We start from the raw sequence: 13196 nt of genomic DNA on the forward strand, positions 1-13196 counted from the left end.
GTTCAATTGCTCTTGCCAGCCGTTTGAGACGGCGTGGTGTTGGCAGCCGACAACCGGTTTTGCTCCTGGCCTTTCAGGGCCGGATAGAGACCCATCATTCGCGCGACGGCTTCGTCTGTCTCGGGCTTCAGGTTTCTGCGTATATGCGAACCATCTCGGTAGATGAACTCGCCATTGACGTAGGTTGCGCAGTGTCTGTCTGGACACATCCCTTTGAGCGGATCGACGAAGACGACGTTATTGTCATGAACGAGCGATGCGAGCGCGGACACCATAGGCGACCAGATCCGGAAGACTTGCTCGCTATTCATCTCGGTCGAACAACGCCTTAGCATACCGCTTTCGAGCATCGCTGCGCATGAAGTCAGGTCCAGGCCGGGACCAGGCACTTGGCCAATGATTGCGACGCGCCGATCCGCCCTTTCGACTTCCTGGATGAGGCTACGCAGGCCATCGCGCAACAACAGGACTTTGCTGGTCTGCCTCTCACCATTGTCAGCAAGGACATTGGTGTCGGCAAGGCTTGTCCAGGCTGCGGAGAGCACCACGAGGTAGATGTCATTGCGTTGTTTCAGCATGGCGACCGCGGCCTTTCGCGACGATGAGCAGCTTTCCCGATATCCGGCCAAATCCGGAAAGTCGCGGTGGACACCTTCTCCAAAGGCGGCCGGACAGGCGCGGTAAAGAAAGAAAGCCGTGTTTTCTCTTTTACCTGCGCTGTCTAACAGCGGCGCAAGATGCTCGGCATGGCTGTCGCCCCAGAGCACGGCGTGGCGCGCCGCTTTGTCCCAAGGCGCACCGAACGCGCAAAAGGTACTGCCCAACTCAGCGATGCTGACCATCTGCGGGCATGACCAGTCCCACATCACATCGAGGCTGCGCATTGCCTCGACTTGCTTCGAGATCCTGCTGGTGAAACCACGGGCTTCGAACACGGCATTGGCACTCAGGCAAACCATTGCCACCGCGGCGGCACCAGCGAGAAGCACGCTGGATGGCGGCGCCCGCAGGCGGCGAACGGGTTCCTCGATGAACCGCCAGGACAGATACGCCACCAGCCAGGCAACCGCTAAAAGCACGCACGATTCAACCGCCGAGGGCATTGCGGTGCCAATATAATGGCGGAAGAACACGAGGATCGGCCAATGCCAGAGATACAGGCTGTAGGAGATTCTGCCCGTCGATCGCAACGGCGCGCTCGCAAGCACGGCCGAAATCGTCGACTGCGACCGCGGCCAGACGACCAGAGCAGCCCCGATCACAGGACCGAGCGCGAAAACGCCTGGAAACGGTTGGCTCGGCGAGAGAAAAAGGATGCTTGCGACTACAAGACCAAGGCCGCTCAGCTCAAACCATTTGGACGTACGCCCGCGGCCTTTCGGTGGCGCAAAGACGAGCAGGCCGCCGATAGTCAACTCCCAGGCTCGGCTGAAGGGAACATAGAATGCCTGCTTCGGATCGGCCTCCACCAGATTGAGGGCGATCGAGAAGCTGACCAGCGCAACAATGCAGATCAGCGCGACGACGGGGAGCTGGCGGCCGCGTGACAGCCGGTTGGCAACCAGAAGCAACAGCGGCCATACGAGATAGAACTGCTCTTCGACGCCGAGCGACCAGAGATGAAGCAGCGGCAGCAGCGCCGCCTCGCGATCGAAATAGCCGGTATTCCAAAGGAAATAATAGTTTCCCAATCCGAACGTGGAATATGCCGCACTGCGTCCCAGACCTTCATAGTCGCCCGGCAGCAACAGAAACCAGCCGGCACCGAGTGAGAAGCAGATCATCACCAGCATCGCCGGCAATATTCGACGCATGCGTCTGCCGTAGAATTCCACAAGGGACAGTCCGCCGCCTTCAGCCATTAAAAGGCGGGTGATCAGGTAACCGGAGATAACAAGGAAGACATCAACGCCAGCAAAGCCGCCCCGAAAACCGGGCACGTCAAAATGGAAAAAAACCACTGCGACCACTGCGATAGCGCGCAACCCGTCAATATCTGGGCGATAGTCGGACTTCAAAGCTCCCCCCGAACAGTCCCTTGGCCTCTTAGCCTAATTGCGCGATATGAGTCGATGGCCTGAGTTATGCAGTGGCGGCACTCGCTGTTGGAGGTTCAAGTTGCATTGCGAGAAACGTGGAGATACCCCCACAATTTGTTTCGGCCAGAACGACGGAAATCTCCACATTGGTGGGGATGTGCCAGAATCAGCTATGGTCTGGTGACCAAAGGACGGAGAACTGGCAGGATTTCGGGTGGGTGTTTGTTCGCTGATGATATCGAGGGCGACGAAAACTCGCCAGCCTTGATATGAAAGTGGTTGTTTGCCCCATCCTCGACTGTATAGATGACGCTCCCGTGGGAGGACGTGGCAACCTTGGACAACCATAGCGCGGACTTGGTCGAATTTGGCCAGCACTCACATGTGCTGGTTACTGGCGGAGCAGGCTTCGTAGGGTCGGCGCTTGTCGATCTTTTGCTCGCCCGCCATTGCACCGTAACCGTCATCGACGATCTCTCGAACGGGCTGCTGCCCAATCTGCCCACCGGCAATTCCCGGCTGACGATCCGCACTTTCAGGGTTGGCGATCCGGCATACGGCGCGGCGGTCCACAATGAGGTCGGGTTGGCCGATGCAGTCTTCCACCTGGCGAGTCCGATCGGCGTTCAGCTTGCCCACATGGAGCGTTTTGCCGTCACCAGCCGCATTCTCGAATCAGGCTGTGCGATCGTGGAGGCGTGCAGAGTACACCGACGTCCGCTGCTTTACACGTCGAGTTCAGAAGTCTACGGCTCCGGCCGGGACAGGCCAATCACGGAATCCGATCCGGTGACGACGGACCTGCGACCGAGATGGGGCTACGCAGCTGCCAAGGCAGCGATCGAACATTTAGTGGCCGGACTGTTTTTTGAATTCGGAATCCCGACCTGGATCGTTCGACCATTCAACATGGCCGGACCGCGCCAGCGCTCGGCGACCGGCCTCGTCCTGCCGGTGTTCGTCGATGCAGCGCTGCGTGGTGAACCACTCGTAGTCCATGACGATGGAGAGCAAAGGCGGGCGTTCCTGCACGTTGCCGACGCCGCCGAAGGTCTGCTGCTGGCAATGCAGTGCCCGTCATTGCGTGGCCGGCCAGTCAACTTGGGCGGAAGCGAAGCGATTCAGATTGGAAATCTTGCAAGAATGGTGGTTGAGGCCACCGCGACGACCGCGCCCATTATCATGAAACCATCCAGCACGGTGTTTGGTGATCGGTTCGCCGTAACATACGACCGAGTACCTGACACCAGCCTGTTAACAACCATGACCGGATGGCGACCCGTGCGAAGCACGAGGCAGATGGTCCTCGACTGCATAGAGCACATGCGTACCGAACGAGTGGTTGCTTGACGTCTGGCTCCTTGGTCCCGTTCATCGGGGCCCTGCTCATCGCGGTTCCCGGCGTCTGGCTGTTTGCGCGTCTTGCGCGGCGTATCGGAGCCGTCTCCAAGGTCACGAAAGATCGATGGCACACATCAGGCGAGGTTCCCCGGCTCGCGGGGCCCGCCATGCTGATCGCGATGTCACCATGGCTCCCCGTTGAACATACTCTCCTGCTATCAGCCTTCTGTTTGATCGGGGCGCTCGATGACCTCCGATCTCTTTCTGCCGGTGCCAAGGCAGCAGCGTTGGCCGCCGCAGCTGTTTTGGCCGGTATCATTACGCATCTGTGGTGGGTTCCGATCATCATTTGGATCGCTTGCAACGCCGTCAATATGCTTGACCATGCCGATGGTCTTGCCGCGAGCGCAATCGCGGCCGCCTTCCTCGGGCTGGGCGGCGCTCTCGGTATGGCGGGCGTCGGAGCATGCCTGGGATTTCTATTCTTCAACTATCCGCCGGCACGCGTTTTCATGGGCGATAGCGGCAGCCTTCTCCTCGGAGCGGCAATCGTGCTACTCGCGTCGCAAAGAGGGTTTGACGCTTCCCTGGCGTGGATTGCCGTGCCGCTGATTGACGCCGTCTTCGTAATCAGTCGCCGCTTGCTGCAGGGGCGAAAACCTTGGATCGGCGGCACAGATCATCTTGGTCACACCTTGCTCCGCCTGGGCGTGAACCGCAGGGTTTTGCCCGCCCTATATGCAGCGACGGCACTGACGATCGGGCTTATGTTCTCGGTCTGGGCAAACACATAGGCACTTGAAGGCGTTGGGTCGAAGCTTCGGACACACGCCAGCGGCGTGTCGGCTTGCCGTGACTTCAGCCTAAAAGCTGACAGTCCGCTCGCGGCCCCAACTTGTTCTTGGGTTGCTATGACCCATCTGGCGGAAGATGCAACGGCAGAGCTTTATCTTGTCGGGGTAGCGCGCGTTGATTTAAAAATATGTGCGCTGGATCGCTTTGGCGACAACCGCGTTGCCGGCGATGGTCTCACACGCGCCTGAACATCGGTTTGTCAACACCGGGAGCATTGGGCTTCACGTCGTCCCGGTTGGGCCTGCCGAAGGCAGGCCGGTCATGCTCCTGCACGGCTTTCCCGACTTCTGGATCGGCTGGAGACGGCAGATCGATGCGCTTGCTACCGCCGGATTCCGGGTCATCGTTCCCGACCAGAGGGGCTACAACACCAGTGACAAGCCGAAAGCCATCCGTGAATACACGCTCCCCAAGCTCGTCGGTGATGTCGTTGCCATCGCCGACGCGCTCGGCATCGGAAGGTTTCACCTCGTCGGTCATGACTGGGGCGGTATCGTCGCCTGGGCCGCAGGCGCAAAGCTGCCGCACCGCCTGGAAAGGCTCGTCATCCTGAACGCGCCCCATCCCGAGGTGCTGCTTGCCCATTCCTTGCGATCTCCGACCCAGTTCCTGCGGAGCAGCTATGCGGCCTTCTTCCAGTTCCCCTTGCTGCCGGAGGCTTTTTTGGGGGCGGGGCGCTCGGCTCTGCTGGCACGGGCGCTCATCAAATCCAGCCGAACAGATGCCTTCACGGCGGAGGAAATCGCAGAGTATCGGCAGGCCTTGGAGCGACCGGGGGCGCTGACAGGCATGCTCAACTGGTATCGGGCGCTGCGCTTCCGCCCAAGCCTGAAGGAGCGGATCACGACGCCGACCCTTGTACTGTGGGGGATGCAGGACCAAGCTCTGGAAAATGGCCTGGCCGAGCGCAGTCTGGCCTTTTGCAACGATCGGGGCCTGCAGACGTTCGAGAAGGCGACGCATTGGGTACAGCGCGAAGAGGCCAGCGCGGTGAATGCCGCGCTTCTGGCGTTCCTGGACGGCTGAGATGCCGTTCCGTTCTGCAGGTGGCCTGACTCGCCGTGATCTCCTGACCGTGCTCGCTGCCGCGGCCACAACCCACCACCTTACCTCCTCTGCTGATGCAGCATTGGCAGAGGCCTCAACGGAGCATCCGATGCCACACGTCGTCCTTCTCGGGGATTCGATCTTTGACAACGCTGCCTATGTGGCGCGCGGGCCCGACGTAGTGCGGCAGCTGCGGGAGCGCTTGCCGGAGGGGTGGCGTGCAACGCTAAACGCCGTCGACGGCGCCGTCACAAGCGGCGTCGAGCGGCAGCTTGAACGGCTCCCCCAGGATGCTAGCCATCTTGTCGTCAGCGTCGGTGGCAATGATGCTCTTCGTCATGCAGGCATTCTGGAGCAGGGGGCCCGTTCGGTGGCCGAGGTTCTGGACAGGATCAGCGATGTCCGGGAGGAATTCGAGCACGACTACTGTACGATGCTCGAGGGGGCGCTGGGCCAAAACCTACCCACCGCTGTCTGCACGATCTACGAGGCGCGCTTTCCCGACCCACAGCGTCGTAGACTTGCCGCAACTGCCCTGACGGTCCTCAACGACGTCATCACCCGGGCGGCGTTCTCGCGCGGTTTGCCGCTCGTCGACCTGCGCTTGGTATCGAATGAGGACACGGACTTCGCCAATCCTATCGAACCGTCAGTGCAAGGCGGCGCGAAGATCGCGGCAGCCATCGCGGCACTTGTAGTCGAGCACGATTTAGCCGGACGTCGGTCGGTGGTCTTCGTCGGCTGAACGGCGTAATCGCGCCCGATCGTCTGCACTCCCGATGGTCGGTCGGACTGAAAGCAACAATTCAGACGGCCAGCACGATCTTGCCTTGAATACTGCCGTCGGCGGCGCGCTCATGTGCGCGCGATGCCTCGGCCAGCGGGAATGTGCTGTCGATGACGACACGCACAAGGCCGTCGTCGAGCAGGCGGGCGGCTTTTGCCAACTGCGCGCCATTGGATCGAACCTGTGTGGATGAGACCGTGATCCCCAGCCTCTCTGTCTCTTCGTGACCAGCGAAGCCCAGTGGGTTGACCAGGAACAGCGCGCCGCCCGGCTTCAGAACATGGAAGAAGCGCTCCATGTCCGCGCCGCCCACCGCGTCGAGGACAAGGTCGACGTCTCGAACGACATCTTCCACCGCGGTTGTCTTGTAGTCGATGAATTGATCCACGCCGAGATCGCGCATCAGCGCCTCGTTCTTGGCCGATGTCACCGCGATGACGCGCGCGCCCCGCCATTTCGCCAACTGGACGGCCAGATGCCCGACACCGCCTCCGGCACCATTGATGAGCACCGTCTTGCCGTCGAGGGGCACCGGCTCATGCGGTAAGGGCTGGAACGGATTCGGCTCGTCGTGGCCAAGTTCGATCAAGAACTGCCATGCCGTCAGAAGCGACATCGGCGCACCAGCCGCATGAATATGGTCGATGCCGGCTGGTTTCAACGCAACATGCGATGCCGGCACACTGACATAATGCGCGTAGGCATTGCTACCCGTCATCAAGTTATCGGGGAAGCGAACCATTGCGTAGACCTCGTCACCGATGCTGAACTCAGCGACGTCAGCGCCAACCGCTTCAATGACGCCCGACACGTCCGTGCCGAGAATCAGTGGGAAGGACGCGTTGGGTCGCCATTCTGGCGGCAGTGCGCGATAGCCATCCCGCAGATACCAGTCGGGCGGATTAAGCCCGGCCGCCTGGACTCGGACAAGCACCTCGCCGGGCTTCACACCCGGCCTAGGCGCGTCTTCGTACACCAGCATCTCGGGACCACCGAATGCGTGCAGACGGACTGCCTTCATCTTATCGCTCATTGGTGAAATCTCCGCTCAACCATGTCATTGGAGCGAATCTAGCGGCATGACCGCCGGTTGATAATCGGTGCCGATGGCGGTTAAGTAATGCCATGGCGGAACATATCACTTTGGATCGGCTCACTGGCATCATCGCCTTCGCGCGTGCGGGATCGCTGGGCAGCTACACGGCAGCGGCGCGCGCGCTGTCGATTTCCCCGTCGGCAGTCAGCAAGAGCGTCCAGCGGCTCGAGCGGCATTTAGGAGTGTCGCTGTTTACCCGTACAACGCGCTCGCTCACCTTCACGCCCGAAGGGCGCGACCTGCATGAGCGCGCGCTGCGTCTGCTACGCGAGGCGGAGGAAATAGAGCAGGCGGCAATGACCGCGCGCTCCGAACCATCGGGCACGTTGCGCGTGGCCGCGTCGCTGCCGATCGGACTGCATCTGATCGCTCCGGCTTTACCGGCTTTCCGTCGGCTCCATCCGAACCTGATCGTCGATCTCAGGCTGGGTGACCAGATGGTGGACATGATCGAGGAAGGGATCGATGTCGCTATACGCATCGGTGATCTGGCTGACACCCGGCTACTATCACGCAAGCTCGCACCCCATCGGCTTTGCTGCTTCGCCTCGCCAGCCTATCTCGAAGAACGCGGCACACCGACCCATCCCGATCACCTGGAAGGGCACGACACCGTCAACCTTCGATATCAGAGCACAGGCCAGGCCTTTCGCTGGCCCTTCCGGATTGGCGACCGTGAAATCGAGATCGTGCCCAATTCCGGTGTGGTCGCCGATGCCAGCGATGCCGTGCTCATCATGCTGGCAGCCGGCGGTGGGATAGGCATAGGCGCCTCCTTCATGGCGGCTCCCTATGTGAAGCGCGGCGAACTGGTCCCAGTGCTGTCCACGTTCGCGGTCGAGCGAAACAATGTCACCGTGCTCTGGCCGGCAAGCCGACGCGCCAACCCCGCCGTGCGCGCCTTTCTGACCATGCTCGACGCCGCTTTCACTCTGCGAATGGCAGCTTCAAGCACCGACTGATCTGGCGCGGAAGGGTCGCTAAAGGGCGAAAGCGGTCAATCACTGCTGATTGGCTGAACGGCAGCTATTCCGGGCACAACGTCCAAAAGCTGCTATTCCGTTTCGGCCCCACTACAGGCCGCCCCTCCTCGTCGAATAGCATTAGACTAGTTGATCGGCTACAACGACCTAGAGTGCTAGCAACGGGGAGGGCACATGTCGGCGAGTGCTTACGCATTGACTGGCTTCATCTCGTGGGCGCTGGCCCTGCTGATCGTGATGGAAGTTATCCGGAGCTACCTGGTGATCTCTGGGCAAGTCCCGGCAAACGGCTTTACGCCAGATAACCGAGCCCTCTCCCCGTTTATGCGGAGGTTAGCCCGTGCCCACGCCAACTGCATTGAAGGGCTTCCAATCTTCGGAGGTCTGCTCGGAGTCGCGATCATCATTTCAAAGACAGATGTCACGGATCCCTTGGCCTCCACGATGTTAGGCGCACGTATAGTGCAGTCGGTGATCCACCTCGTCTCAACCAGCCAACTCGCGGTCAGTCTCAGGTTCACCGCGTTCGCTGTGCAAATGGTGATTGGTGCGTATTGGTGCTGGTTGCTGTTGATCTGAAGAGTGGCGGAGCCCCGACGCAAAAGTGGGCCACCTCGATTCCGGGAGCCTTGGCAAACCCACTCCGGATCGTGACCCGAAAGACTGTCCCTTTTGACAGGCGAGCGAACCGCAAAACTGGTAGTGGCAAAACCGCCGTTGAGGCATGATATTGCTGTTGGATTTTGGGGCTACTCCCCAGCTTCGGAGAAGGATCGGCGTTCAGAGAGCAATTTGCACGCCTGGGCGCTGCGGCGCTCCCCAGCTTTTGGCCACACGCACGCCCTGCAAACGCTCGGGCTCCAGAGCGCCTGGCAGCGGAGCAGAGAATTGTTGGACTTTGTGAGTGTTAGAGGGAGAGGAACTGAGATTCAACCTTCTCCACCTGCACTTGGTCCTTGCACGCTGGCCTCAGCAGCACCTAATCCTGCCACGCAACCTGGAGGAGCAAGCCAGTGCTACCGAGCTATGTAGACACCGATCGGCTCGCGCTGTAGCCATAGGCCTCCGCCTGTCGGGGTTCACCGGCGCCGGGGTGGGGGGCCGGCCTAGGGGGGCCCAGCAACGCGCACGTCAGCCTAGCTATCTTTGAGTCGCCGGGTCCGGGGACCGCCAGGCTGGATTATACCCGACAAATCTTGATAGGCTGCCGTTCTGGGGGTCGCACGATGAACGAGGTTGAAAAGCTGGCCGTCGAGGTTGTCGCGACCGGCCTTGGCTGGCCCGAGGGCCCGACGGTGCTGCCCGATGGCCGAATTGTCATCGTCGAAAGCTATCGCAGCCAGCTGACGGCCATAGATCGCGACGGAAGTGCTCGCCAGTTCGCGTATGTTGCCGGAGCGCCCAACGCCTGCGTTCTCGGATCGGATGACCTGCTCTATGTCTGCCAGAACGGCGGCACGACCGGACCTTGGCGGGCCGCGGACATGACGACGCCATCGATCCAGCGGGTTGCCGAAGGCGGAAAGCCGGAAATCCTGCTGAGCGAAGTCGCGGGCATTCGGCTCAATGGGCCAAACGATCTTGTATTTGCTGCTGACGGCCGGCTCATCTTCAGCGATCCCGGCACATACAACCCGGGGAATCCGGACCCAAGCTACATCTTTGCCGTCAACCCCGATGGCAGTGCTTACCTTGCTCTCGGTTTCGACAAGCCGACCTTCCCCAATGGTGTGGCGATCGAAGCCGACGGCTCGATCATTTGGGGGGAGTCCTATACGGGGCGCGTCAAGCGGCAGCGTCCGGATGGTTCCGTCGAAGACCTGGGCCGCTTGCCTGGGGCCAATCCGATCCCGGACGGGCTGAAGGTCGGAGCCGATGGCCGCCTTTATGTCACGGATATTGCCGCCAACGGCATTCACGTTCTGAAGCCCAACGGCACAGCGGAGGGTTTCTTCGTCTGCGGCAAGGCAACGACCAACTGCGTCTTCTCGGGCGAGATGCTTTGGGTGACAAATGCCGGCGTGCTGGCGACCGGCAGCGATCCCTCCTTTGAGGGAACACTCTCCTGCGTGCGTGTTCCGGGAGGCGGTGGACCGACGCATCATGGTCGCATCGGCGGAAAGCAACCGTGAGTAGCTCCTCGTCCGCCTCAAACACAGGCGATGACCCCGGCGCCGGCGGTGCGGCATCGTCTGCTTCGATGGCGGCGTTGAAGCGCCTGTACAGCGTGGCCGCGGTCCGCATCGCCGCGCGGCGGACTTTGCCACGCCCGGTGTTCGACTTCGCCGATGGCGGTGCCGAGGATGAGCGAACGCTGCGCCGGAACGAGCAAGCTTTCAACGAGGTTGCCATTCTGCCGCGACCGCTCAACGGTGCAACGACGCGAGACCTTTCCCTTGACCTCTTCGGCGCGAAACTTGCCGTCCCGCTGGGCATCGCGCCAACCGGCCTGGCTGGGCTGTTCTGGCCCGACGGCGAGCGCGCAGCCGCCCGAGCCGCAGCGGCCGCAGGGACATTCTACTGCGCCAGCCACGGATCGGTCTGCACGCTGGAGGACATAGCAGCCACGGGAAGTAGCCCACGGTGGATGCAGGTGTTCGTCTATACCGATCGCGGCTTCACCCGAGAAATGGTGGATCGGGCGCGTGCCTCAAGCTACGACGCGCTGGTGCTCACCATCGACAACCAGATGCTTGGCAACCGTGAACGCGACATCCGCAACGGTTTTGCCATCCCGCCGCGCTTCGGTGTGGCCGGAACCCTCGCGGCCGCCACCAAGGCGGCGTGGCTTCTTCGTATGCGCACCCGACTCCCGAAACTGACCTTCGGCAACTACGCGCGCCCCGGAGATACGGCGACGGTCGGTGCATTGGCGGGCCGGATGGCGGCAATGCTCGATCCCGGACTCTCCTGGGCCGATGTCGACTGGCTGCGCACTGTCTGGTCCGGACCGTTGTTGCTGAAAGGCGTCCTGCATCCCAGCGAAGCCGCCGAGGCTGTAGCCCGAGGAATCGACGGCATCATCGTATCCAATCATGGGGGACGTCAGCTTGACGGCGCCGCCGCATCCCTGGACGCGTTGACGGCAGTTGTCGCGGCTGTCGCCGGCCGCGTACCAGTGCTTATCGACGGCGGCATCAGGCGAGGCTCTGACGTCGTCAAGGCCCTGGCGCTCGGCGCCTCGTGCTGTCTGATCGGGCGGCCGCAGTTGTGGGGGCTCGCGGTCGCCGGCGAGGAGGGGGTACGCCACGTGCTCGAACTTTACCGCAAGGAAATCGACCGCGTCATGGGACTGATGGGCGCGCGGAGCCTGCGCGACCTCGGGCCGGACTGTATTTCGTTCGTTCAGGGAATGGGGCCGCTACATGATTGAAGACCCACCACTGCTCACCATCAAGCGCCGTTTCGAACGGCCCGCAGCAGAAATCATCAGTGCTTTTGCGGGCGTGCCGGTTAGCCAGGTCGTAGACGCGATGGGGGGACGCGGCGCCTTGCATTATGCGATCAAGCCACTGTCGCCAGCTACTGCGACGATGGTCGGCGTCGCCGTGACCTGTCACTGCGGTCCCGCCGACAACCTCGCCCTGTTTGGAGCACTGGATGCCGCAGCAAGTGGCGATGTCATCGTCGCGGCCACCGACAGCTTTGCCGGTACGGCGGTAACTGGCGATCTCGTGCTCGGCATGGCGCGCAACAAGGGGGTCGCCGGCTTCATCACTGACGGCCTCGTGCGCGACGTTGTCGGGATCGAGGCGGTCGGGTTGCCGGTTTACTGTGCCGGGATCATTGCGAACTCGCCTGCGCGCAATGGTCCAGGCACGGTCGGATTCCCGGTGGTGGTGGGAGGAGTGACTATCTCGCCGGGAGACATACTGGTCGGCGACCGCGACGGTCTCGCCGTGGTGCCTCGCCTGGAGGCTGAGACGGTGCTGGCCCGGCTCTCCGCCATCAGGGCGGCTGAGAAAACTCTTGATGGCCTGGTGCGGCAAGGTCTCGAGATGCCCGACTTCGCCAAGGTCGTCCTCAAATCGAACAGGGCGCGCTTCGTTGACTGAGATGTGAGCTTCTCTAGCTGCGGGACATATGAAGCGCTACACGATTTCGTCCTTCCGATTTGGCACGAAACAGAGCCAAATCGGCGGCATTGACGAAATCGTTTGGCGTCTCGTTCTCGGTGGGCACCGCTGTTGCGACGCCGACGCTGATGGTCACGCGATCCGGGCCGTGGGGTATGTTCAACTCTCGCACGCTCTGGACGAGCCGCTCGGCGATCGCACTGGATTGTTCCAGTATAGTGTCGACCAGCACGATGACGAACTCTTCGCCTCCGTACCGCGCAGCGAGATCGGTGGAACGGCCGGAACCGCTCTGGATTACGCGGGCGATTTGCTTGAGCACATCGTCGCCGGCCATATGGCCATAGGTATCGTTGTATCGTTTGAAGTTGTCGGCATCGATCATCAACAGCGACAGTGGGGACTGTGCGCGAAAAGCGCGTTTCCATTCAGCCGCCAGATATTCGTCAAAATAGCGCCTGTTACCGAGACCCGTCAGGCCATCGATCCGCGTCAGACGTTCAAGCTCTAGATTTGCACTGATCAGCTGTCGCTGGCTTTCCCTCAGCGCTCGGTGTGCCGAGTCTCGCTGGACGTGATCCAGATAGGCCCGCGTGTGATATCGAATGCGTGCAATCAACTCGATACGATCCGGCAGTTTGACGAGATAGTCGTTCGCGCCCGCAGCGAAGGCTTCGCCCTTGGTGGCTGGATCTTCCTTGCTCGACAGCACAATGACTGGAACCGCGCGTGTCGACGCATGCTTCCTGTATTCTCGCACCAGATGTAACCCATCCACCCCGGGCATGACGAGATCCTGCAGGATAACGGTTGGCTTTACCTCATCCGCGACCGTCATCGCTCTCAACGGGTCGGTGCAGAAGTGTAAGGATATATCGGGCTCGTTGGCTAGAGCGCGCCTGACCGCCTCGCAAACCATGATCTGATCATCGATGAGCAGAACCATGGATGAATAGTTATCTGCGAGTGGCG

Annotated in this window: 12 protein-coding genes; 9 read left to right on the forward strand and 3 right to left on the reverse strand. The window is 61.3% G+C overall.

What is annotated here, in order from left to right; all coding sequences use genetic code 11:
• Window positions 1-2 precede the first annotated feature (2 nt).
• A complete protein-coding gene (locus tag NKI96_RS00715; RefSeq protein ID WP_023693313.1) occupies window positions 3-2018 on the reverse strand; it encodes an acyltransferase family protein in 2016 nt (671 codons plus the stop codon).
• A gap of 357 nt (window positions 2019-2375) precedes the next feature.
• Here NKI96_RS00715 and NKI96_RS00720 point away from each other — a divergent pair, with 357 nt between their 5' ends.
• From NKI96_RS00720 to NKI96_RS00735, 4 genes are all read left to right on the forward strand, one after another.
• Window positions 2376-3389: an NAD-dependent epimerase/dehydratase family protein gene (locus NKI96_RS00720; RefSeq protein ID WP_196815225.1), complete on the forward strand. Its 1014-nt coding sequence runs from the start codon at window positions 2376-2378 to the stop codon at window positions 3387-3389.
• A gap of 158 nt (window positions 3390-3547) precedes the next feature.
• Window positions 3548-4174 carry an MraY family glycosyltransferase gene (locus NKI96_RS00725; protein WP_245260008.1) on the forward strand — a complete coding sequence of 209 codons (627 nt, stop codon included), beginning with the start codon at window positions 3548-3550 and terminating at the stop codon, window positions 4172-4174.
• Between the two features lie 229 nt (window positions 4175-4403).
• The gene (locus NKI96_RS00730) at window positions 4404-5261 is read left to right on the forward strand and encodes an alpha/beta fold hydrolase (RefSeq protein WP_023693316.1); all 858 of its coding nucleotides are present in this window, start codon (window positions 4404-4406) and stop codon (window positions 5259-5261) included.
• A gap of 130 nt (window positions 5262-5391) precedes the next feature.
• Window positions 5392-6027 (forward strand): SGNH/GDSL hydrolase family protein, encoded by a 636-nt coding sequence (locus tag NKI96_RS00735; protein ID WP_023693317.1) that lies wholly within the window; start codon window positions 5392-5394, stop codon window positions 6025-6027.
• Between the two features lie 61 nt (window positions 6028-6088).
• Here the strand turns inward: NKI96_RS00735 and NKI96_RS00740 are convergent, their stop codons facing one another.
• On the reverse strand, window positions 6089-7102 hold the full coding sequence (locus NKI96_RS00740) for an NADP-dependent oxidoreductase (protein ID WP_023693318.1): 1014 nt from the start codon (window positions 7100-7102) through the stop codon (window positions 6089-6091).
• A gap of 92 nt (window positions 7103-7194) precedes the next feature.
• On the opposite strand from NKI96_RS00740, the gene NKI96_RS00745 reads away from it, so the two are divergent.
• The 5 genes from NKI96_RS00745 to NKI96_RS00765 all read left to right on the forward strand — a co-directional run bounded on the left by NKI96_RS00745 (window position 7195) and on the right by NKI96_RS00765 (window position 12203).
• The gene (locus NKI96_RS00745) at window positions 7195-8127 is read left to right on the forward strand and encodes a LysR family transcriptional regulator (RefSeq protein WP_023693319.1); all 933 of its coding nucleotides are present in this window, start codon (window positions 7195-7197) and stop codon (window positions 8125-8127) included.
• A gap of 195 nt (window positions 8128-8322) precedes the next feature.
• Complete coding sequence (locus NKI96_RS00750; protein ID WP_023693320.1) at window positions 8323-8727, forward strand: MAPEG family protein; 405 nt, start codon at window positions 8323-8325, stop codon at window positions 8725-8727.
• A 647-nt stretch (window positions 8728-9374) separates the two neighbouring features.
• Complete coding sequence (locus tag NKI96_RS00755) at window positions 9375-10280, forward strand: SMP-30/gluconolactonase/LRE family protein (protein ID WP_023693321.1); 906 nt, start codon at window positions 9375-9377, stop codon at window positions 10278-10280.
• 68 nt (window positions 10281-10348) lie between these two features.
• Window positions 10349-11521: an alpha-hydroxy acid oxidase gene (locus NKI96_RS00760; protein ID WP_032902123.1), complete on the forward strand. Its 1173-nt coding sequence runs from the start codon at window positions 10349-10351 to the stop codon at window positions 11519-11521.
• A complete protein-coding gene (locus tag NKI96_RS00765; protein WP_023689452.1) occupies window positions 11514-12203 on the forward strand; it encodes an RraA family protein in 690 nt (229 codons plus the stop codon). The genes NKI96_RS00760 and NKI96_RS00765 overlap by 8 nt, the downstream gene beginning before the upstream one ends.
• 13 nt (window positions 12204-12216) lie before the next feature.
• Here NKI96_RS00765 and NKI96_RS00770 read toward each other — a convergent pair whose 3' ends face one another.
• Window positions 12217-13170 (reverse strand): response regulator, encoded by a 954-nt coding sequence (locus tag NKI96_RS00770; protein ID WP_023669440.1) that lies wholly within the window; start codon window positions 13168-13170, stop codon window positions 12217-12219.
• Window positions 13171-13196: the final 26 nt, after the last annotated feature.

Source organism: Mesorhizobium sp. M0292, from assembly GCF_040321695.1.
Classification (GTDB): domain Bacteria; phylum Pseudomonadota; class Alphaproteobacteria; order Rhizobiales; family Rhizobiaceae; genus Mesorhizobium.

Excerpts from the sequence above, each read along its gene's own strand:
- NKI96_RS00725 (WP_245260008.1), top strand. The coding sequence starts at position 3,548 with ATGCTGATCGCGATGTCACCATGGCTCCCCGTTGAACATACTCTCCTG.
- NKI96_RS00730 (WP_023693316.1), top strand. The coding sequence starts at position 4,404 with ATGGTCTCACACGCGCCTGAACATCGGTTTGTCAACACCGGGAGCATT.
- NKI96_RS00735 (WP_023693317.1), top strand. The coding sequence starts at position 5,392 with ATGCCACACGTCGTCCTTCTCGGGGATTCGATCTTTGACAACGCTGCC.
- NKI96_RS00740 (WP_023693318.1), bottom strand. The coding sequence starts at position 7,102 with ATGAGCGATAAGATGAAGGCAGTCCGTCTGCACGCATTCGGTGGTCCC.
- NKI96_RS00745 (WP_023693319.1), top strand. The coding sequence starts at position 7,195 with ATGGCGGAACATATCACTTTGGATCGGCTCACTGGCATCATCGCCTTC.
- NKI96_RS00750 (WP_023693320.1), top strand. The coding sequence starts at position 8,323 with ATGTCGGCGAGTGCTTACGCATTGACTGGCTTCATCTCGTGGGCGCTG.
- NKI96_RS00755 (WP_023693321.1), top strand. The coding sequence starts at position 9,375 with ATGAACGAGGTTGAAAAGCTGGCCGTCGAGGTTGTCGCGACCGGCCTT.
- NKI96_RS00760 (WP_032902123.1), top strand. The coding sequence starts at position 10,349 with ATGGCGGCGTTGAAGCGCCTGTACAGCGTGGCCGCGGTCCGCATCGCC.
- NKI96_RS00765 (WP_023689452.1), top strand. The coding sequence starts at position 11,514 with ATGATTGAAGACCCACCACTGCTCACCATCAAGCGCCGTTTCGAACGG.
- NKI96_RS00770 (WP_023669440.1), bottom strand. The coding sequence starts at position 13,170 with ATGGTTCTGCTCATCGATGATCAGATCATGGTTTGCGAGGCGGTCAGG.